Source organism: Saccharothrix saharensis (assembly GCF_006716745.1).
GTDB lineage: Bacteria > Actinomycetota > Actinomycetes > Mycobacteriales > Pseudonocardiaceae > Actinosynnema > Actinosynnema saharense.
The window spans coordinates 6,225,668-6,245,892 of record NZ_VFPP01000001.1; the positions used below are offsets into that span (position 1 = coordinate 6,225,668).

Here is a 20,225-nt window from a genome sequence, read left to right on the forward strand (position 1 = left end):
TTGGGGCACGTTGTGAGCCGATCTCGCGTTGTCGCCAGATCTGCCGTACCGGTGCTGGCCGCGATACTCGTCGCCGGGTCCACCGCCGGTACCGCGCTGGCCGCGGAAGATCCACTGGCGCCGTCCGTCGCGAACGCGCGCGGGCTGGATGCGGGCAAGTTGCAGTTGAAGGTGTCCGACCGGCTGTCGGCCGCCCAGGGCAGGGTCACCGCGTTCGTGGAGCTCGAGGCCAAGCCGGCCGTCGACACGTTCGCCGAGAAGACCGGCCAGGGCGCGACCAAGCAGCAGGCCAAGGACGCCGCCAGGGCGACGAAGAACGACGCCGGTCGGATCACCGACCAGGTCGTGGGCGCCTTGAAGGGCAAGGACTCCGCCACCAAGGAGCTGTTCCGGACCGCCAACGGCGTGCCCGGCGTGGTCGTCCAGGCCGACGCCGCCAAGGTGCGCGAGCTGGCCCAGCGCGCGGACGTGAAGTCCGTGCGCACCGTGGTGCCGAAGTCGCGCCAGAACTCCACCGCCGTGCAGCTGACCAACACGCTCAAGGCGTGGCAGCAGTACGGCAAGCTCGGTGACGACACCCGCATCGGCATCATCGACACGGGCATCGACTACACCCACAGCGACTTCGCGGGCCCCGGCACCATCGAGGCGTTCAAGGCGATCGACGAGACCAAGGTCGACGCCTCGTACTTCCCGACCGCCAAGGTGGTCGGCGGCTACGACTTCGTCGGCAACGCCTACGACGGCGAGAGCGACGACCCGGCGATCAACACCCCGAAGCCGGACCCGAACCCGCTCGACTGCAACGGCCACGGCTCGCACGTCGCCGGCACCGCGGCGGGCTTCGGCGTCAACGCCGACGGCTCCACCTTCAAGGGCGACTACACCAAGCTCACCCCCGAGGCGCTGGACGCGATGCGCATCGGCCCCGGCACCGCGCCGAAGGCGCTGCTGTACGCGCTCAAGGTGTTCGGCTGCGACGGTTCGACCAACGTCACCGCGCAGGCGCTGGACTGGGCGCTCGACCCCGACGGTGACGGCGACTTCTCCGACCACCTCGACGTGGTCAACCTGTCGCTCGGCTCCGACTACGGCGCCCCGGACGACCCCGACAGCCTGTTCGTGCGCAAGCTGAACGCCTCCGGCGTGCTCACGGTGTTCTCCGCGGGCAACGGCGGCGACCTGTACGACATCGGCGGCTCGCCGGGCAGCACCCCCGAGGCGCTGACCGTGGCCAGCACCCGTGACGCGTACGTGCTGCGCGACGCGGTCGAGGTCACCGCGCCCGGTGGCGCGGCCGGCAAGAAGCCCGGCCAGTACAGCGTGGCGTTCGACTACGAGGGCCTGGAGCTCACCGCGCCGGTCGTGGCGATGAGCGACGCGGCCAACAAGGACGGCTGCCTGCCGTTCTCGGCCGCGGACAAGGCCGCGGTCGCGGGCAAGACGGTGTGGCTGGAGTGGGACGACAACGACGCCACGCGTCGCTGCGGCTCGGTCGGCCGGACCAACAACGCCACCGCCGCGGGCGCCGTCGGCGCGCTGTTCACCTCGAACCTGGAGCACTTCAACGCGGGCATCTCCGGCAACGCGGCGATCCCGGTGTTCCAGCTGACCGGTTCCGCCACCGCCGCGCTGCGCCCGGCGCTGGCCGCGGGCACGCTGACCGTCCGCCAGTCGGGCGACCTGCGCACCTCGCTGGCCACGTACGACCAGTCGATCAGCGACACCCCGAGCTCGTTCACCTCGCGCGGCGTGCGCGGCCCGGTCGTGAAGCCGGACGTGGCGGCGCCCGGTGACACCATCGCCTCCGCGCTGGTCGGCTCCGGCAACAAGACGATGGTCAACTCGGGCACCTCGATGGCCGCGCCGCACATCACCGGCATCGCGGCGCTGGTGCGCCAGGTCCACCCGGACTGGACGCCGGAAGAGGTCAAGGCCGCGGTCATGAACACCGCGGGCCACGACGTGAAGGCCGACGGCAAGACCTACGCGCCCAACCGCGTCGGCGCCGGCCGCGTCGACGGCAAGGCCGCGGTCGAGAACCAGGTCCTCGCCTACGTGCAGGACGACCCGGGCGCCGTGTCCGCGTCGTTCGGCACGGTCGAGGTGTCCGGTCCGGTCAGCCTCACCAAGACCATCAAGGTGGTCAACAAGTCCACCAAGTGGGTGGACTACGCGGTGGGCTACGAGGCGCTGACGCAGATCCCGGGCGTGCGCTACGAGCTGTCCACGAGCACCGTGCGGCTCAGCCCGCGCGGCATCGCCCGGGTCGCCGTGACGCTGAAGATCGATGACCCGAAGGCGCTGCGCAAGACGGTCGACCCGACCGTCGAGGCCAACCACCTCGACGTGCCGCGCCAGTACCTGGCCGATGCGTCGGGCCGGGTCGTGCTCACGCCCAAGTCCGGCTCGCCGGTGGCCCTGCGGGTGCCGGTGTACTCGGCGCCGAAGCCGGTGGCCGACATCAACGTCGCGGGCAACGTGCGGATCAACGGCAAGGGCCAGGGCGTGCTGAACCTGACCGGCCGGGCCGTCAACCAGGGCGCCTACCAGTCCCTGGTGAGCGTGCTGGAGCTGCAGGCGTCCTCGCCGCGGCTGCCCGAGTGCCGCCGCAACGTCACCACGAACTGCGTGCTGAACAACACCGCCAAGGGCGGCGACCTGCGCTACGTCGGCGCGGCCTCGACCGCTCCGCTGGCCAAGGCGCAGGGCAACCCGCAGGACGCGATGCTCGCGTTCGGTGTCGCGACCTGGGGCAACTGGTACAACCTGGGCAGCAACACCATCCCGTTCATCGACATCGACACCAACGGTGACGGCGCGTTCGACTACGAGGTCTACGCGACCAAGCTGACCGACACCGACCTGCTGGTCGCGGCCACGGTGGACCTGAGCACCGGCGCCACGGTCGACCTGCAGGGCGTCAACGGCCAGTTCGGCGACGTCGACACGAACGTGTTCGACACGAACGTGGTGGTCCTGCCGGTGCTGCTGTCGGCGCTCGGCATCGACCCGTCGGCGGACACCTCGCGGATCTCCTACCAGGTCGGTGTGGCCGGGTTCTACGTCGCACCGGGCACGTCCAACGGCCTGATCGACTCGATCCCGGACGCGCTGTCGTTCGACCCGCTCAAGCCGGGCGTGTGGGTGCAGGGCGGCGGTGACCCGGCGCTGTCCTACCAGGCCCGCCCGGCGACCGCCCTGGTCGTCAACCACGACGCGGCGGCGGCCGCGGCCGACGGCGCGAACAGCCTGCTGGTCCTGCACCACCACAACGCCACCGGTGACAAGGCGGACGTGGTCAAGGTGAAGGCCCCGCGGACGAGCCCGGCCGCGCGCGTAGTGGCCTGATCGTCGTTGCACCGCTCTGGCCGGTCGGGGACTGCCCCGGCCGGCCAGAGCCGTTTACGCGCATCGGGTGACGCCCGAACGGGGGCACTGAACCGTTCGGGTGTCCCGCAGTCCGGGAGATATGGCCACGGAGGGGTGTTCCGAGTGCGGTTTCACCGCTTCGGACCGGTAGCCTTTCGCAAAGGAAACTAGTCCCGTGCAATGGGACTGATACCTGGGAGGTGTGTGGATGCGGCTCGCAGTGATCCCAGGAGACGGGATCGGGCCCGAGGTCGTCGCCGAGGCACTGAAGGTGCTCGGTGAGGTCGTTCCAGCGGCTGAGATCACCCGCTACGACCTCGGCGCGGCGCGCTGGCACGCCACAGGTGAGTTGCTGCCGGAGTCCGTGCTCGGGGAACTCCGCCAGCACGACGCGATCCTGCTCGGCGCCGTGGGCGACCCGTCGGTGCCGAGCGGAATCCTGGAGCGTGGCCTGCTGCTGCGGCTCCGGTTCGAGCTCGACCACCACGTGAACCTGCGCCCGGCCCGGCTGTACCCCGGTGTGCGCAGCCCGATCGCCGACCCGCCGGAGATCGACATGGTGGTGGTGCGGGAGGGCACGGAAGGCCTGTACGCGGGCAACGGCGGGCTCCTGCGCAAGGACACGCCGCACGAGATCGCGACCGAGGTGTCGATCAACACCTCGTTCGGCGTGGAGCGGGTGGTGCGCGACGCGTTCGCCCGTGCCGCGAACCGGCCGCGCAAGCACCTCACGCTCGTGCACAAGACCAACGTGCTCACGCACGCCGGGTCGTTGTGGTCGCGGGTGGTGGAGGAGGTGTCGTTGCAGCACCCGGACGTGACGGTGGCGTACCAGCACGTCGACGCGGCGACGATCCACCTGGTCACCGACCCGGGCCGGTACGACGTGATCGTGACGGACAACCTGTTCGGCGACATCCTGACCGACCTGGCGGCGGCCGTGACCGGCGGCATCGGGCTGGCGGCGTCGGGCAACCTGGACGTGACGCGGCGCAACCCGAGCATGTTCGAGCCGGTGCACGGCAGCGCGCCGGACATCGCGGGCCAGGGCATCGCCGACCCGACCGCGGCGGTGCTGTCCGTCGCCCTCATGCTCGACCACCTGGGCGAGTCCGAGGCGGCTCGGCGGATCGAGGCGTCGGTGGCGTTCGACCTGGCCACCCGCGACCACTCGTCGCCGGGCGCGACCTACGCCGTGGGCGACCGCCTGGCGGCCCTCGTCTCCTCCAACGTCCGCACCGCCTAACCGCGAGTGTCGAACCTCGAGGACCCGAGTGTCGAACGCTCAGGACCCCTGAGTTCAACGCTCAGGTCCCGGCCGGCCGAACCTGAGCGTTGAACTCGGGGGACGCGAGCGTTCGACACTCGGGACCTGAGCGTTCGACACTCGGGACCTGAGCGTTCGACACTCGGGACCTGAGTGTTCGACTCTCGGGATGGTGATTGGGGCCACCACGGCGGTGTCGTGGTGGCCCTGACCGTGTCGCGAGCCGTAAGGTCGCCGGAGCCGCCCGTGGGGGAAGTCCGGTCGAAGTCCGGCGCTGACCCGCAACGGTAGGCCGAGCAGCACGCTCGGCGAGCCCGATCACCCGTGGGCGGTGGGAAGAAGCTCCACCTCCTGCCGTGGTCTGCGGGACGGGTGCGCCGGCCTGCCGCGTGCGGGTGCGGGTGGCCGGTCCGGGCCACCCGTCCGGAAGGCGACCGGTGACCCCCACCAGCAGCCAGGCGCGTGCCCAGGCCCTCCGCCGCCCGCCCACCGCGGGCCTGTGCCTGGCCCTCGCCGCCGTGCTCGCCGCCTCGGTCGTCGCCGGCGTCGCGCTCGGACCGGTGCGCATCCCGTTCGACGACGTCCTGCGCTTCCTCGCCGCGGCCCTCACCGGCGGCACGGTCGACGCCGCCGAGGCGGGCCCCTACCGGATCGTGTGGGACATCCGCCTGCCCCGCGTCCTGCTCGCCGCCGTGGTCGGCGCGGGCCTGTCCGTGGTCGGCGTCGCCATCCAGGCCATGGTCCGCAACGCCCTCGCCGACCCGTACGTGCTGGGCATCTCCTCCGGCGCGAGCGTCGGCGCCACCGCCGTCGTGACCACCGGCCTGTTCGCCTCCCTGGGCATCTACGCGCTGTCCACGGCCGCCTTCATCGCCGCCCTGGCCGCCATGGCCCTGGTCTACGTCGTCACGGGCCGTGACCTCACCCCGCTGCGCCTGGTCCTCACCGGCACGGCCATGGCCTACGGCTTCTCCGCCGTCGCCATGCTGCTGGTGTTCCAGTCGCCACGCGGCGAGGCGGCCCGCGCCGCGATGTTCTGGCTGCTCGGCAGCCTCGGCGGCGTCACGTGGACGTCGCTGCCGATCGCCGCCGCCGTCACCGCGGCGGGCACCGCCTACCTGCTGACCCGCGCCAAGCACCTCAACGCGCTGTCCATGGGCGACGAGACGGCCACCACCCTCGGCATCGACGTCTCCCGCACCCGCAAGGCGCTGTTCGCCGTCACGGCCGCCATGACCGGCGTGCTGGTCGCGGTCAGCGGCGCGGTCGGGTTCGTCGGCCTGATGCTGCCGCACCTGGTCCGCCTCACGGTCGGCGCCGACCACCGCAAGGTGCTCGGCGTGGCCCCGCTCGCGGGCGCGTGCTTCCTGATCTGGGTGGACGTCGCCGCACGCCTGCTCGCCGCCCCCGAGGAGCTGCCGCTGGGCGTCATCACGGCCGCGCTGGGCGTGCCGTGCTTCGTCCTGCTGATGCGCCGCCGCGGCTACGTGTTCGGCGGTCGCTGATGGACGTGCGACTCGAAGGCGTCACCGTCGACGGCATCCTGCGCGGCATCGACCTGCACGCGCGCGACCACGAGGTGCACGGCATCGTCGGCCCGAACGGCAGCGGCAAGTCGACCACGCTGCGCTGCGTGTACCGGGCGCTGAGGCCGTCCGGGGGAGTGGTCCTGCTCGGCGGCCGGGACGTCGCGGCGGGCAAGGTCCGCGACACCGCCGAGCACCTGGCCGCGCTCACCCAGGACAGCCACGTCGAGTTCGACTTCACCGTCACCGAGGTCGTCGCGATGGGACGCCTCCCGCACCGGACGACCCCCGGGCACGACGCCGAGGTGGTCGCCGGGGCCCTGTCGCGAGTGGACGCCGCCCACCTCGCCCACCGCGGCTTCCTGACCCTCTCCGGCGGCGAGCGGCAGCGCGTCCTGATCGCCCGCGCCCTGGCCCAGCAGCCGCGGGTGCTCGTGCTGGACGAGCCGACCAACCACCTCGACATCAGCCACCAGCTCGCGGTCCTCTCGCTGGTCCGCGGCCTGGGCGTGACCGTCCTCGCGGTCCTGCACGACCTCAACCTCGCCGCCGCCTACTGCGACCGCCTGCACGTGCTCGACGGTGGTCGGGTGGTGCGCAGCGGCACGCCGGAGGAGGTGCTCACCCCCGAGGTGCTGCACGAGGTGTTCGACGTCCGCGCCCACGTCGTGCGCCACCCCACCAGCGGCGTGCCCCAACTGCTGTTCGACCACAGGGAGTCCACCGCGTGAAGAAGCTCGTCGCCCTCGCCCTGATCGCCCTCACCACGGGCTGCGGTGCGCGGATCGCGCCCGCCGCCGCCACCGAGACGGTCACCGTCACGAACTGCGGGCAGCAGGTCGCGTACGCGAAACCGTCCCGTGTGGTCACCAACGACACCGGCATCGCCGAGATCATGTTCGCGCTCGGCCTCGGTGACCGGATGGCCGGGTACGTCATCGGCGGCGGCCAGGCCGGTGACGTCGCCTCCTCGCCCTGGAAGGCCGACTTCGACCGCGTGCCGAACCTCGGCGAGCAGATCACCAAGGAGCTCGTCCAGGGCGCGAAGGCGGACCTCGTGTTCGCGGGCTGGAACTACGGCTTCTCCGAGGCCACCGGCTTCACCCCGGACGCCCTCGACGACCTCGGCATCGCCACCTACCAGCTCACCGAGGCGTGCCGGAACGGCGTGGGCAGGCAGCGCGGCATCATGCCGCCGCTGGACGCCCTCTACACCGACCTGCGCAACCTGGGCCGCGTGTTCGGCGTGGAGGCGAAGGCCGAGGAGCTGATCGCGGGCTACCAGGAGCAGGTCTCCAACGCCGCGAAGCTCGTCAAGCAGAACCGCCCGAAGGTGTTCCTCTACGACAGCGGGCTCGACCAGCCGTTCACCTCGGGCCGCAACGCCGCGCCGCACGACATCATCGGCAAGGCGGGCGGTGACAACATCTTCGGCGACCTCGACGACAGCTGGACCACGGTCGGCTGGGAGGCCGTCGTGGACCGCGCCCCGGACGTGGTGCTGATCAACGACTACGCCGACGGCGAGGCGACCACCCCGGACGAGAAGCGGGCGTTCCTGGAGTCCTACCCGCCGCTGGCCGACGTGCCCGCCATCCGGCACGGGCGGTTCTTCGTGCTGCCCTACGCGGCCCTGGTGGAGAGCCCGCGCAACCCGGCCGCCATCGAGGCGTTCGCCAGGTTCTTGGCCGATAGCTTCCACCCATAGTGTGGGACGACCCGTCCGCGGCTTGGTATCCGCGGACGGGTTGTGGCACCATCGCGGACGTGGCTCTCCACACCGTGATCATTATTTCCCAGCGCGCCGGGTAGTGCTGCCTCGAAGCACCCGGCGCGCCGACCTCTCGCATCCTGCGGGGGGTCTTTTTGTTTTCCTAGACTCACAGGAGCCCCATCGTGACCCCCCTCGGCGATTCATTCCACGTCTTCGACACGACCTTGCGGGACGGTGCCCAGCGCGAGGGCATCTCCTACTCGGTCAACGACAAGCTGGCCGTGGCCCGCCTGCTCGACTCGCTCGGCGTCGGTTTCATCGAGGGTGGCTGGCCGGGCGCCATGCCGAAGGACACCGAGTTCTTCGCCAGGGCGGCCGCGGGGGAGCTCGCGCTCAAGCACGCGCAGCTCGTCGCGTTCGGCTCGACCCGCAAGGCGGGCGTCAAGGTGCACGAGGACGCGCAGGTCAGGGCCCTGCTGGAGGCGCAGACGCCGGTCGTGACGCTGGTCGCGAAGTCCGACCGCAGGCACATCGAACGGGCGCTGCGCACGGACGTGGCGGAGAACTGCGCGATGGTCCGCGACACCGTCGCGCACCTGGTCGGCGAGGGCCGCCGGGTGTTCCTCGACGCCGAGCACTTCTTCGACGGCTTCGCCTTCGACCCCGACACCGCGCTGCGCGTGCTGGAGTCCGCAGTGGAGGGTGGCGCGGACGTCGTCGTGCTGTGCGACACCAACGGCGGCCAGCTGCCCCTGGGCCTGGCCGAGACCGTCGCCGACGTGGTCGCCCGCACGGGCTTCCGGGTCGGCATCCACTGCCAGGACGACACGTCCTGCGCGGTGGCCAACACCATCGCCGCGGTGCAGGCGGGGGCGACCCACGTCCAGTGCACCGCGAACGGCTACGGCGAGCGAGCGGGCAACGCGGACCTGTTCGCCGTCGTCGGGAACCTCGTGACCAAACTCGGCCTGCGGGTGCTACCCACCGAATCGCTGGCCGAGCTCACCCGGGTCTCCCATGCGCTGGCCGAGATCGCGAACATCGCACCCGACACCCACCAGGCCTACGTCGGGTCGTCGGCCTTCGCCCACAAGGCGGGGCTGCACGCGAGCGCGATCAAGGTGGATCCGGAGTTGTACAACCACATCGACCCGGACACCGTCGGCAACGACATGCGGGTGCTGGTCACCGAGATGGCGGGTCGGGCCAGTCTCGAACTCAAGGGACGTGAGTTCGGGATCGACCTGACCCGCCGGCCCGACGCGCTCACCACCGTGGTGCGCAAGGTGAAGGACCTGGAGGCGGGCGGCTGGTCGTTCGAGGCCGCCGACGCCTCCCTGGAGCTGCTGCTCCGGGCGGAGATGTCCGACCTGGACGCGCCGCCGTTCGCGCTCGAGTCGTACCGCGTGGTGCTCGACCACCACCAGGACGGCGCGATCGTGTCCGAGGCCACGGTGAAGGTGCACGTGGCCGGTGAGCGGGTCATCGCCACCGCCGAGGGCAACGGCCCGGTGCACGCGCTGGACGCCGCGTTGCGCAAGGCGCTCCTGCCCCACCTGTCGTGGTTGGACGCGGTGGAGCTGAACGACTACAAGGTGCGCATCCTGACCGATCAGCACGGCACCGACGCCGTCACCCGCGTGCTCGTGGAGTCCACCGACGGCGAGCGCGAGTGGACCACCGTGGGCGTGCACGGCAACATCGTCGAGGCCAGTTGGCTCGCCCTGTGCGACGCGCTGGTGCACAAGGCGATGCGGGTCAGCCCGTCACCAGCGTGAGCCCCTCACCGGCCAGGATGCGGTTGAGCGGCTCGAAGTAGGACGCGCCGCCGGTGGAGCAGTTGCCGCTGCCGCCGAGCGAGTGCCCCTGGGCCTGGGACCCGGTGAAGACCGGGGCCCACTGGTCGCCGGGTTCGGTGCACACGCTGGTCCGGGTGAGGCCGTGGACGATGCCGCCCGGGTAGTTCACGGTCACGTTCTTCGCCTGCACGGTGCCGCACCGCAACCCGGTGGTGCGGCCCGCCGCGCACACCTGGCCGCCGACGGGCGTCTCGGCCGAGCCGGTGATGGTGCCGGACCGCCCGGCGATGGTGGGCCGCTGGACCCACGCGGCGGTGTTGGTGATCCGGACGATCGAGTAGGTCGACCGGACCGCCACGATCGGGCCTATCTCGACCAGGTCGGGCCCGCGGACCACCGTGCCGAGCGCCCCGCAGGAGGTCGGCACGATGAGGTGGCCGCGGGCGTTGAAGCCGTTGGCGCAGCGTCCGCCGGACGACGGGTACAGGCTGGTGCCGGCTTCGAGCGGGGTCGGCAGCGCGGCACCGACCTCTTCCGGGGTGGCCGCGGCCCGCGCGGCCGCGGCGACGAGCAGGGTCAGCACGATCAGCAGGGTTCGCATCCCTATGACGCTAGGCACGCACGGTGGCGTTTCCAGCCGCCGGTTAGGGTGATTGCCGTGCGCATTGCCCGAATCGCCCAACCCGACGGCCTGGCCTTCGCCGCGATCGAAGGCGAAGGCGACGACCTCACCGCGGTCGAGATCGCCGACGACCCGTTCGCCAACCCGACGTTCACCGGCCGCCGCCGGCCGCTGGCCGACGTCCGCCTGCTGGCGCCGTTCCTGCCGCCGAAGATCGTGGCCATCGGCCGCAACTACGCCGAGCACGCGGCCGAGTTCGGCAACGAGGTGCCCGCGGAACCGCTGATGTTCCTCAAGCCCAACACCGCCGTGATCGGTCCGAACGCCGACATCAAGCTGCCCGCCGTGTCGGAGCGGGTGGACTTCGAGGGCGAGCTGGCCGTCGTCGTCGGCGTCGGCGGTCGGGACATCCCCGCGTCCCGCGCCCGCCAGTCCATCCTCGGCTACACGATCGCCAACGACGTCACCGCGCGCGACCTGCAGAAGAGCGACGGCCAGTGGACGCGGGCCAAGGGCTTCGACACGTTCTGCCCGCTCGGCCCCTGGGTGGAGACCGAGTTCGACCCGTCCGACGTGGCCATCCGCACCGAGGTGGACGGCGAGGTCAAGCAGGACTCGCGCACCTCGCTGCTGCTGCACGGCATCCCCGAGCTGATCGAGTACATCTCCTCGGTGATGACCCTGCGACCGCTCGACGTGATCCTCACCGGCACCCCGGCGGGCGTCGGCCCGCTGACCGCCGGGCAGACCGTCTCGGTGACCGTCGAGGGCCTGGGCACGCTGACGAACACGGTCGCCAACCGCTGAGCCTCAACTCCGCTCGATCCGCTCGGGCGCGCGCCGGGCGAACTCCGGCGCGTGCTCGGGCCGCAGGCCGATGGCGACCAGGTACGCGGGCACCCCTTGCAGCCACGGGAACCGCGCCATCAGCCGGACCGGCAGCGGCGGACGCCCCGGCGCGGCGCTCGCCGAGCCGGTGAGCGTCGGCTTGAGGAACGAGTCCTGGATCCGCCGCTGGACGGCCTGGGTCACCGCCGTGGGCAGCCACCGCCTGCGCCGCACCTTCGCCAGCACGTCCGGGCCCGGCCGGCCGCGGCGCAGCGGTGCGGCGACGAGCGCCGCGGCGGCGACCGCGTCCTGCACCGCCAGGTTGATGCCGACGCCGCCGATGGGCGACATGGCGTGCGCCGCGTCACCGATGCACAGCGCGCCGTCGACGTGCCAGCGCCGCAGGCGGTCGAGCTTGACGTCCAGCAGCTTCACGTCGTCCAGCGACTCGACGGTCTCCATCCGCTCCGCCAGCCACGGCACCAGCTCCACCACCCGCTGCCGGAACGCGGCGATCCCCTCCGCCCGCAGCAGCTCGTCGGTGCCCTTGCGGATGAGGTACGCGCACTGGAAGTAGTCGCCGCGGGGGATGAGCACCATCGCCTGGCCCTGCGTGAACCGCCCGGTGGCGCCGCTGAGCTCGCCGGGGTCGCGCGGCAGCCGGAACCACCACACGTCCATCGGGGCGCCGAACTCGTGCACCGGCAGCCCGAGCTGCTCCCGCACGAGCGAACGTCGCCCGTCGGCCGCGATGACCAGGTCGGCCGCCAGCTCGCCGGTCCCGCCGTCGGGCGTGCGGTAGCGGACGCCGGTCACCTTGCCGCCGTCCTTGACGAGCCCGGTGAACTCGGTGTTCATCCGCAGCGTGAACGTCGGCTCGCGCTTGCCCGCGTCGGCGAGCAGGTCCAGGAAGTCCCACTGGGGCACGAACGCGATGTGCTTGTGCGGTCCGGGGAGCCGGGTGAGGTCGCCCATCGTCTGCGGGCCGCTGTCCAGCAGCACCTGCACCCTGTCCACGAGCTGGTGCGGCACCTCGGCGAACGACGGACCGAGGCCGAGCTCGTCCAGCAGCGTCAACGTCGACGCGTGCACCGTGTCACCGCGGAAGTCGCGCAGGAAGTCGCCGTGCTTCTCCAGCACTGTCACCTCGACACCGGCCCTGGCCAGCAGCAACGCGGCCACCATGCCCGCCGGTCCGCCTCCGACGACCGCGACACCGGTCCTCTCCATGATCCACCCCTCACTTTTCAACGCCAGTTGAATAAGGTCAGGATGCTCCGAAGTGCGGCCCCGGTCAAGCCGGATACGCTGATCGGGTCATGAGCGCACCAGCAGCTCCGCCCACCGGAGCCGACGCGGCGGTCCGCGTCCGCTTCAGCCCCTCGCCCACCGGCACGCCGCACGTGGGTCTCGTCCGCACCGCCCTGTTCAACTGGGCCTACGCCCGCCACGCCGGTGGCACCGTGGTCTTCCGGATCGAGGACACCGACGCGGCCCGCGACTCCGAGGAGTCGTACCTCCGACTGCCGGCGGCCCTGCGGTGGCTCGGGCTGGACTGGGACGAGGGCCCGGAGGTCGGCGGGCCGCACGCGCCGTACCGGCAGAGCCTGCGCCGCCACCTCTACGACGACATCGCCCGGCGCCTGCTCGAGGCGGGCGAGCTGTACGAGTCGTTCTCCACCGCCGAGGAGGCGCAGGCGCGCCGCGAGGCCGCGGGCCAGGACCCCAAGCTCGGCTACGACGGCCACGACCGCGGCCTCACCGGGGAGCAGCGGTCCGCGTTGCGCGCCGAGGGCCGGGAACCGGTGCTGCGCCTGAAGATGCCCGACGAGGACATCACGTGGGTCGACCTGGTGCGCGGCGAGGTCACGTTCCAGGCGGGCAGCACGCCCGACCCGGTGCTGGTGCGCGCCAACGGCGACCCGCTCCGCCCGTTCGTGAGCCCGGTGGACGACGCCCTGATGGGCATCACGCACGTGCTGCGCGGCGAGGACCTGCTCCCGTCGACGCCGCGCCAGATCGCGCTGCACCGGGCGTTGGCGCGGATCGGCGTGACGTCGTCCGTGCCCCGGTTCGGCCACCTGCCGACCGTGCTGGGCGAGGGCAACCGGAAGCTCTCCAAGCGCGACCCGCGGTCGGACCTGTTCCACTACCGCGACCGCGGTTTCGTGCCCGAGGGCCTGCTGAACTACCTGGCGCTGCTCGGCTGGTCCACCGCCGACGACCGCGACGTCCTCTCCGTCGCCGAACTGGTCGAGGCGTTCGAGCTGGAGCGGGTCAGCGCCAACCCGGCCCGCTTCGACCTGAAGAAGGCCGAGGCGATCAACGCCGCGCACCTGCGCGCCCTGCCCGTCGAGGACTTCGTCGACCGCGTGCTGCCCCACCTGGTGAAGGACGGCGTGCTGCCGGCCGACCCGAGTCCGGAGCAGGTGGCCGTGCTCTCCGGCGTCGCGCCGCTGGTGCAGGAGCGGCTCGTGGTGCTGTCCGAAGCGTCCGGGATGGTCCGGTTCCTGTTCGTGCCGGAGCCGGACTTCGCGCCCGAGGCGGACGCCGTGGCGGCGGTGCTCGGCGAGGACGCGCGCCCCGTGCTGGAGGCGGCGGTGGCGGCTCTGGAGCCGCTTCCCGAGTGGACGGCCGCCGCGATCGAGGGCGCGCTGAAAACGTCTCTTGTGGACGGATTGGGCCTCAGGCCGCGCACGGCCTACGCGCCGGTGCGGGTCGCCGTGACGGGCCGTACCGTCTCGCCGCCACTGTACGAATCCATGGAACTACTGGGTCGGAGTCGCTCGATCGGGCGATTGCGCCGCGCGCTCGGGGCAATCTGACTGGTTCCTTCGGGCGGTTCAGCGGTGCTTGACCGTGCAAGAACCCCTAGATATCACCTCTCTGGTCGAGTCGGACGGGGGTCGACCGCACCTAGCCTCACGGGGTGACAACCGCAGCCCCGACCTTCACCCCTCGGAGAACCGGCGAGATCCGGGCCGTGTGCCTCGACGTGGACGACACCCTCGTCGACTACAGCACCTCGTCCCGGGCCGCCCTGGCCGCGATGGTCGGCAACGCCGACGCGTGGCCGCTGTGGCAGCGCATCACCGATGAGCACTGCGAACGCCTGCTCGCGGGCGAGCTCGAGTACGAGACCATGCGCAACATCCGCACCCGCGCGTTCTTCGCGGCGCTGGGCGAGGAGCTGGACGAGGAGGAGGCGACCCGCCGGGAACTGCACCGGCAGGAGGTCCTCGCGTCCGGCTGGCGGCTGTTCCCGGACGTGGTGCCGTGCCTGGAGTGGCTGCGGGCCACCGGTCTGCCCATGGCGGCCGTGAGCAACGCCTCAGGGCGGCACCAGCGCGTGAAGATCGCCACGCTGGGACTGGCCCAGTACTTCGACACGGTCCTGATCGCGGGTGAGGTCGGTGCGGCCAAGCCGGACCGGGTGATCTTCGACACCGCGTGCGCCGACCTCGGCGTGGAGTTGGGCGACACGGTCCACATCGGCGACCGCCTGCACGCCGACGCGATCGGCGCGCGCGACGCGGGGATGAAGGGCGTGTGGCTGAACCGCCAGGGCCCGCGCGAGGGTGGGCTGCCCGCGGGCATCTCCGCCATCAGCAGCCTCGCTGAGCTGCCGGAACTCCTGGTCTGCGAGCTGTCGCACGCCTCGGCGTGACCCCGATTTCCGTTCCGCCGGGCCCGTGGTCTAGTATTCCTTCCGGCGGAACGGAGTGGCCCCCACCGAGCAAGACCGGGGGGAGTCGGGCCGGGAACCCAATGGGGTATGGTGTAATTGGCAGCACGACTGATTCTGGTTCAGTTAGTCTAGGTTCGAGTCCTGGTACCCCAGCTGCACGGGTGGAAAGAAAGATGTGCTAGACTACCCGGGCAACGCAGGACAGCAAGACATGATAAAGTAAATATCGCCGGTAAGATCCTGGCCCCGTCGTCTAGCGGCCTAGGACGCCGCCCTCTCAAGGCGGTAGCGTGGGTTCGAATCCCATCGGGGCTACAGATCGGGAGATCCCCGTTTCGCTTACGCGAAACGGGGATCTTTCGCATTTACACCGGGGGTGCGACCCCCGGACCCCGCGCAGGAGGGCTTCGCCCCCTGCACCCCCGGCGCGGCCGGGCAGCGACGAGAGTGGGCAGGCCCCCGCCGGATTGTTGAAGGCGGGGGCCTGCCCAGGGTCGAGCAAGGGCTGGTCAGGCCGGTAGCGGTGACCAGGGCTCTCAGAGGCGGGATTGGAGGGCTTCGGCGGCGGCGAGGAGGTCGGCGGCCCAGCGGGCGCCCGGGCGGCGGCCCATGCGGTCGATCGGGCCCGAAACGGAGACGGCGGCCACGACGGAACCCGTGCTGTCGCGCACCGGGGCGGAAACCGAAGCTACGCCCGGTTCGCGTTCCGCTACCGATTGCGCCCAGCCGCGCCGGCGCACTTCCAACAATGTGCGCTCGCCGTAAACCGCGTCGGCCAGAACGGAACGTTGAGTGCCCGGATCCGCCCACGCCGCCAATACCTTCGCGCCCGAACCGGCGGTCATCGGCAAACGCGCGCCGATCGGCACGGTGTCGCGCAAACCACTCGGCGGTTCGGCCGAGGACACGCAGATCCGCTGCATCCCGTCCCGCCGGTACAACTGGACGCTCTCGCCCGTGATGTCGCGCAACCTCGGCAACACCGAGGACGCCGCGTCGAGCAGCGGGTCGGTGGCCCCGCCCGCCAACTCCGCCAGTGCCGCGCCCGGACGCCAGCGGCCGTCGGAACCCCGTCGCAGCAACCGGTGCACCTCGAGCCCGACCGCCAACCGGTGCGCGGTAGCCCTCGGCAAGCCCGTCCGGTTGCACAACTCGGCGAGCCCACACGGATCCTTTGCGACGGCGTTCAAGACAGCCACTGCCTTGTCCAGCACGCCGATCCCGCTATGCTGTCCCACAAGCCGATACTAACTTCCCACTGTCTGGGAAGTCCAGATCTATCGACTGTCCAGATCTTGGGAGAGTTGCGATGAGCCGCACGCTCGCGGAGAAGGTGTGGGAAGCACACGTCGTGCGCCACGGCAGTGGCGCGGAGCCGGACCTGCTCTACATCGACCTCCACCTGCTGCACGAAGTGACCAGCCCGCAGGCGTTCGACGGCCTGCGCCTCGCCGGTCGGCGGATCCGCCGACCGGACCTCACGATCGCCACCGAGGACCACAACGTCCCGACGGTCGACATCGAGCTCCCCATCGCCGACCCGGTCTCGCGGACCCAGGTCGAGACGCTGCGCAAGAACTGCGCGGAGTTCGGCGTGCGGCTGCACCCGATGGGCGACGCCGAGCAGGGCATCGTCCACGTGGTGGGCCCGCAGCTGGGCCTGACCCAGCCCGGCATGACCGTCGTCTGCGGTGACAGCCACACGTCCACGCACGGCGCGTTCGGCGCGCTGGCGTTCGGCATCGGCACGTCCGAGGTCGAGCACGTGATGGCCACCCAGACGCTGCCGCTGCGGCCGTTCAAGACCATGGCCATCACGGTCGACGGCGAGCTCAGGCCCGGCGTCACGGCGAAGGACATCATCCTCGCGGTGATCGCGAAGATCGGCACCGGCGGCGGCCAGGGCTACGTCCTGGAGTACCGGGGCAGCGCGATCGAGGCGCTGTCCATGGAAGCCCGCATGACCGTGTGCAACATGTCGATCGAGGCGGGCGCCCGCGCGGGCATGATCGCGCCGGACCAGGTCACGTTCGACTACATCCAGGGCCGCCCGCACGCCCCGTCCGGCGCGGACTGGGACGCCGCGGTGGAGTACTGGAAGACCCTGCGCACCGACGACGACGCCGAGTTCGACGCCGAGGTCCGCCTCGACGCCGACGAGCTCACCCCGTTCGTCACCTGGGGCACCAACCCCGGCCAGGGCCTGCCGCTGAGCGCGACCGTGCCCGACCCCGAGGCCATCGTCGACGAGAACGAGCGCGTGGCCGCGGAGAAGGCGCTGACCTACATGGGGTTGGAGCCGGGCACCCCGCTGCGCGACATCCACGTCGACACGGTGTTCCTCGGCTCGTGCACCAACGGCCGCATCGAGGACCTGCGCGCGGCGGCCGACGTCCTGCGCGGCCACAAGGTGGCCGACGGCGTGCGGATGCTCGTCGTGCCCGGGTCCATGCGGGTGCGCGCGCAGGCCGAGTCCGAAGGTCTGCACGAGGTGTTCCTGGCGGCCGGCGCGGAGTGGCGCCAGGCCGGGTGCTCGATGTGCCTGGGCATGAACCCGGACCAGCTCAAGCCGGGCGAGCGCAGCGCGTCGACCTCCAACCGCAACTTCGAGGGCAGGCAGGGCAAGGGTGGGCGCACCCACCTGGTCTCGCCACTCGTGGCCGCCGCCACCGCCGTGCGCGGCACCCTGTCGTCGCCCGCCGACCTGGTCTGAGAGGTTCTACGAACATGGAAGCGTTCACCACGCACACCGGGGTCGGCGTTCCGCTGCGCAGGTCCAACGTGGACACCGACCAGATCATCCCGGCCGTCTACCTCAAGCGCGTGACCCGCACGGGCTTCGAGGACGGCCTGTTCGCCGCCTGGCGCGGTGACGAGCAGTTCGTGCTGAACCAGGAGCCGTTCCGGGCCGGCAGCGTGCTCGTCGCCGGGCCCGATTTCGGCACCGGGTCGTCCCGGGAGCACGCCGTCTGGGCGCTCATGGATTACGGCTTCCGGGTGGTCATCTCCTCCCGGTTCGCCGACATCTTCCGGGGCAACGCGGGCAAGCAGGGCCTCGTGGCCGCCCAGTGCGAGCAGTCCGATGTCGAATTGCTGTGGAAGCTGCTGGAGAACGAGCCCGGCACCGAGGTGACCGTCGACCTGACCGCGAACACGGTTGTGGCGAAGGACTTCACCGCCCCCTTCACCATCGACGAGTACACCCGCTGGCGGCTGCTGGAGGGATTGGACGACATCGCCCTGACCCTGCGGCACGCCGATGACATCACCGAGTTCGAGCAGCGCAGGCAGGGTTGGTTGCCGACTACCGATCCGCTGCCCGCGAGGTGACGCCGAAGGGGTCGGATTCCCTCCCCAACAGCGGGAATCCGGCCCCTTCGATCCCTCCCCGGGCCGCCGGGGTGTCCCTCGACAGGTCGTAATTGCCCACGCCACAACAAGAAATCTGGCGTGGCGATTGGTATTTCCTTGCATATGGGCTTACCGTGGGCAATCAGTCGGCCCGACTAGGGCCGTGAGCGTCCTGGGAGGGACTGAAGGTGAACAAGGCCCAGCTCATCGAGGCGCTCGCCGAGCGCCTTGGCGACAAGAAGAACGCCGCTGCCGCTGTCGACGGGCTCGTCGACGTCATCGTCCGCAGCGTCCACAAGGGCGAGAAGGTCAACATCACCGGCTTCGGTGTCTTCGAGAAGCGTGCCCGTGCGGCCCGCACCGCTCGCAACCCGCGCACCGGTGAGACCGTGAAGGTCAAGAAGACCAACGTTCCCGCGTTCCGCGCGGGTTCGACGTTCAAGGACGTCATCAGCGGCACGAAGAAGCTGCCGCGCGTCACGGCCGCCAAGCCCGCCGCAGCCGCGGCGGCCAAGCCGGCCGCCGCGACGAAGGCGCCGGCGACCCGCGCCACCACCGCGCGCGCCACCACCGCGCGCGCGACGCGCAGCACCGGCACCGCGACGCGTGCCGCAGCGGCGGCCACGAAGGCGCCGGCGACCCGCCGGACCGCCGCGGCCGCGAAGCCCGCCGCCACCGCCACCAAGGCCGCGCCCGCCAAGAGCGCCGCGACCAAGGCCACCGCCGCGAAGTCGACCGCGGCCAAGGCGACCACGGCGGCCAAGCCGGCGGCGGCCAAGAAGGCGGCCACCACGCCGAAGGCGACGACGGCGAAGGCCACCACGGCCGCCGCCGCGAAGCCCGCGGCCAAGAAGGCCCCGGCCAAGAAGAAGTGAAGCCGGGCCGGGTGATCACCGGCCAGGCACGCAACACACGCTCAGGGCCCGGTGCGGACGCGCACCGGGCCCTGAGCGCTCTCTACCCCCGCCACACCGCTCCGGCCCCTTACAGCGGCTCTGAGCCCTCCGGAACCCCGAAGCGGGAGTCCTCCGCCCAGGACCCCCGGACCCAACGCTCAGGACGCGGTTGGAACCGGGAGAAACCGGGAACCGACCGTGCCCGAACGGACGCCGGACGTGACCCGAGTGGCCGATTCAGGTCACGTGGTGGGCTTCGGCAGGGCGGTGGGGAAGTAGTGCGCCGAGACCAGCCGCGGCCAGGAGGTGTGCGAGTCCGAAGTGGACCAGCCCGGCTCGGCCCGGCGGAACGCCAGCAGCCACGCGCTGCCCTTCTTGCACGGCGTGCCGCTCAACGACACGCCGCCCAGGTCGGCGAGGGTGGCCACGATGTCCGGGATCACGCCGCCCTGGCTGCACACGACGGGCGTGCCCGCCCCGTCCGCGATCTCCAGCAGCCGCACCAACCCGGCCTCGCGGTCCGGCCAGTACCCCTCCTCGGACAGCCGCGGCTCCAGCAGCACGCCCACGCCCAGGTCCTCCGCCACCCCCTGGACGGTCTCCACGCACCGCACGCGCGGCGCGGAGTGCACCCGCGTCGGACCCCACAGCGGCAGCATCGACCGCAGCCCGCCCGCCTGCCGCCACCCCGCCGAGCTCAACGGCCGCAGGTCGTCGTCACCCGGCCAGTTGTCCCGCTTGCCCGCCTTCGCGTGCCGCACCAGCAGCAGCGTCGCCAGGTCCGCGGGCTCCGCCGCGAACGCCGCCAGCACCGAGCGGTCGGTGTCCGACGTCACCAGCGCGGACGCCTCGGCGACCGGCACCCACCGCAGCTCGTCCACCTCGTCGTTCGGCGCGAACGCGCCCGACTCGACCCGCGCGCTGAAGTAGTCCACGACCTTCGGCCTGCCGAAAGCCCGGTACGACACCTGGCACAGGTAGCGGCCGAGGACGGCCCGGAACCCGGTCTCCTCCAGCACCTCCCGCACCGCCGCCGCGGGCACGGTCTCGCCGTCGTCCAGCTTGCCCTTGGGCAACGACCAGTCGTCGTAACGCGGCCGGTGCACGACCGCCACGGAACCCTCGCGCCACAGCACGGCGCCTGCTGCCCGGATCACCCGCG

The 20,225-nt window shown here is 71.5% G+C and carries 16 protein-coding genes and 2 tRNA genes; 14 read left to right on the top strand and 4 right to left on the bottom strand.

The features are described from left to right. Positions 1-12: 12 nt before the first annotated feature. From FHX81_RS28230 to cimA, 6 genes are all read left to right on the top strand, one after another. Positions 13-3,351: a S8 family peptidase gene (locus tag FHX81_RS28230; RefSeq protein ID WP_141981065.1), complete on the top strand. Its 3,339-nt coding sequence runs from the start codon at positions 13-15 to the stop codon at positions 3,349-3,351. Positions 3,352-3,580: 229 nt separating this feature from the next. Next, on the top strand, positions 3,581-4,618 hold the full coding sequence (locus tag FHX81_RS28235; protein WP_073891631.1) for a 3-isopropylmalate dehydrogenase: 1,038 nt from the start codon (positions 3,581-3,583) through the stop codon (positions 4,616-4,618). 458 nt (positions 4,619-5,076) lie between these two features. Continuing rightward, complete coding sequence (locus tag FHX81_RS28240; protein ID WP_170232197.1) at positions 5,077-6,144, top strand: FecCD family ABC transporter permease; 1,068 nt, start codon at positions 5,077-5,079, stop codon at positions 6,142-6,144. Beyond that, entirely contained in the window at positions 6,144-6,896 is a 753-nt protein-coding gene (locus FHX81_RS28245) for an ABC transporter ATP-binding protein (protein WP_141981066.1), read from the top strand. The genes FHX81_RS28240 and FHX81_RS28245 overlap by 1 nt, the downstream gene beginning before the upstream one ends. Then, positions 6,893-7,873 (top strand): ABC transporter substrate-binding protein, encoded by a 981-nt coding sequence (locus FHX81_RS28250; RefSeq protein WP_141981067.1) that lies wholly within the window; start codon positions 6,893-6,895, stop codon positions 7,871-7,873. The genes FHX81_RS28245 and FHX81_RS28250 overlap by 4 nt, the downstream gene beginning before the upstream one ends. Before the next feature lie 188 nt (positions 7,874-8,061). Next, positions 8,062-9,657, top strand: coding sequence for a citramalate synthase (gene cimA, locus FHX81_RS28255; protein WP_141981068.1), 1,596 nt, complete (start codon positions 8,062-8,064; stop codon positions 9,655-9,657). Here the strand turns inward: cimA and FHX81_RS28260 are convergent. Next, positions 9,638-10,279 (bottom strand): S1 family peptidase, encoded by a 642-nt coding sequence (locus tag FHX81_RS28260; protein ID WP_141981069.1) that lies wholly within the window; start codon positions 10,277-10,279, stop codon positions 9,638-9,640. The genes cimA and FHX81_RS28260 overlap by 20 nt on opposite strands. A 57-nt stretch (positions 10,280-10,336) precedes the next feature. Here FHX81_RS28260 and FHX81_RS28265 point away from each other — a divergent pair, with 57 nt between their 5' ends. After that, entirely contained in the window at positions 10,337-11,107 is a 771-nt protein-coding gene (locus FHX81_RS28265; protein WP_141981070.1) for a fumarylacetoacetate hydrolase family protein, read from the top strand. Between the two features lie 3 nt (positions 11,108-11,110). Here FHX81_RS28265 and FHX81_RS28270 read toward each other — a convergent pair whose 3' ends face one another. Continuing rightward, positions 11,111-12,361, bottom strand: coding sequence for an FAD-dependent oxidoreductase (locus FHX81_RS28270; protein WP_246108301.1), 1,251 nt, complete (start codon positions 12,359-12,361; stop codon positions 11,111-11,113). 86 nt (positions 12,362-12,447) lie between these two features. Between FHX81_RS28270 and gltX the strand changes: the two genes are divergently transcribed. From gltX to FHX81_RS28290, 4 genes are all read left to right on the top strand, one after another. After that, on the top strand, positions 12,448-13,953 hold the full coding sequence (gltX, locus tag FHX81_RS28275) for a glutamate--tRNA ligase (RefSeq protein ID WP_141981072.1): 1,506 nt from the start codon (positions 12,448-12,450) through the stop codon (positions 13,951-13,953). A gap of 104 nt (positions 13,954-14,057) precedes the next feature. Continuing rightward, on the top strand, positions 14,058-14,795 hold the full coding sequence (locus FHX81_RS28280; protein ID WP_246108008.1) for an HAD family hydrolase: 738 nt from the start codon (positions 14,058-14,060) through the stop codon (positions 14,793-14,795). 102 nt (positions 14,796-14,897) lie between these two features. After that, positions 14,898-14,969, top strand: a tRNA-Gln gene (locus FHX81_RS28285). Between the two features lie 89 nt (positions 14,970-15,058). Then, positions 15,059-15,131: transfer RNA gene (locus FHX81_RS28290), tRNA-Glu, on the top strand. A 221-nt stretch (positions 15,132-15,352) separates the two neighbouring features. Here FHX81_RS28290 and FHX81_RS28295 read toward each other — a convergent pair. Beyond that, the gene (locus FHX81_RS28295) at positions 15,353-16,054 is read right to left on the bottom strand and encodes an IclR family transcriptional regulator (protein ID WP_053723084.1); all 702 of its coding nucleotides are present in this window, start codon (positions 16,052-16,054) and stop codon (positions 15,353-15,355) included. Between the two features lie 71 nt (positions 16,055-16,125). On the opposite strand from FHX81_RS28295, the gene leuC reads away from it, so the two are divergent. The 3 genes from leuC to FHX81_RS28310 all read left to right on the top strand — a co-directional run bounded on the left by leuC (position 16,126) and on the right by FHX81_RS28310 (position 19,042). Beyond that, the gene (gene leuC / locus FHX81_RS28300) at positions 16,126-17,529 is read left to right on the top strand and encodes a 3-isopropylmalate dehydratase large subunit (protein WP_141981073.1); all 1,404 of its coding nucleotides are present in this window, start codon (positions 16,126-16,128) and stop codon (positions 17,527-17,529) included. A gap of 14 nt (positions 17,530-17,543) precedes the next feature. Continuing rightward, a complete protein-coding gene (leuD, locus tag FHX81_RS28305) occupies positions 17,544-18,146 on the top strand; it encodes a 3-isopropylmalate dehydratase small subunit (RefSeq protein ID WP_141981074.1) in 603 nt (200 codons plus the stop codon). A gap of 209 nt (positions 18,147-18,355) precedes the next feature. Beyond that, the gene (locus tag FHX81_RS28310; protein ID WP_141981075.1) at positions 18,356-19,042 is read left to right on the top strand and encodes an HU family DNA-binding protein; all 687 of its coding nucleotides are present in this window, start codon (positions 18,356-18,358) and stop codon (positions 19,040-19,042) included. 263 nt (positions 19,043-19,305) lie between these two features. Here the strand turns inward: FHX81_RS28310 and FHX81_RS28315 are convergent, their stop codons facing one another. After that, positions 19,306-20,217, bottom strand: a complete 912-nt coding sequence (locus FHX81_RS28315; protein WP_425473893.1) for an NUDIX hydrolase — start codon at positions 20,215-20,217, stop codon at positions 19,306-19,308. Between the last annotated feature and the right edge of the window lie 8 nt (positions 20,218-20,225).

Excerpts from the sequence above, each read along its gene's own strand:
- FHX81_RS28235 (WP_073891631.1), top strand. The coding sequence starts at position 3,581 with ATGCGGCTCGCAGTGATCCCAGGAGACGGGATCGGGCCCGAGGTCGTC.
- FHX81_RS28245 (WP_141981066.1), top strand. The coding sequence starts at position 6,144 with ATGGACGTGCGACTCGAAGGCGTCACCGTCGACGGCATCCTGCGCGGC.
- FHX81_RS28260 (WP_141981069.1), bottom strand. The coding sequence starts at position 10,279 with ATGCGAACCCTGCTGATCGTGCTGACCCTGCTCGTCGCCGCGGCCGCG.
- gltX (WP_141981072.1), top strand. The coding sequence starts at position 12,448 with ATGAGCGCACCAGCAGCTCCGCCCACCGGAGCCGACGCGGCGGTCCGC.
- leuC (WP_141981073.1), top strand. The coding sequence starts at position 16,126 with ATGAGCCGCACGCTCGCGGAGAAGGTGTGGGAAGCACACGTCGTGCGC.
- leuD (WP_141981074.1), top strand. The coding sequence starts at position 17,544 with ATGGAAGCGTTCACCACGCACACCGGGGTCGGCGTTCCGCTGCGCAGG.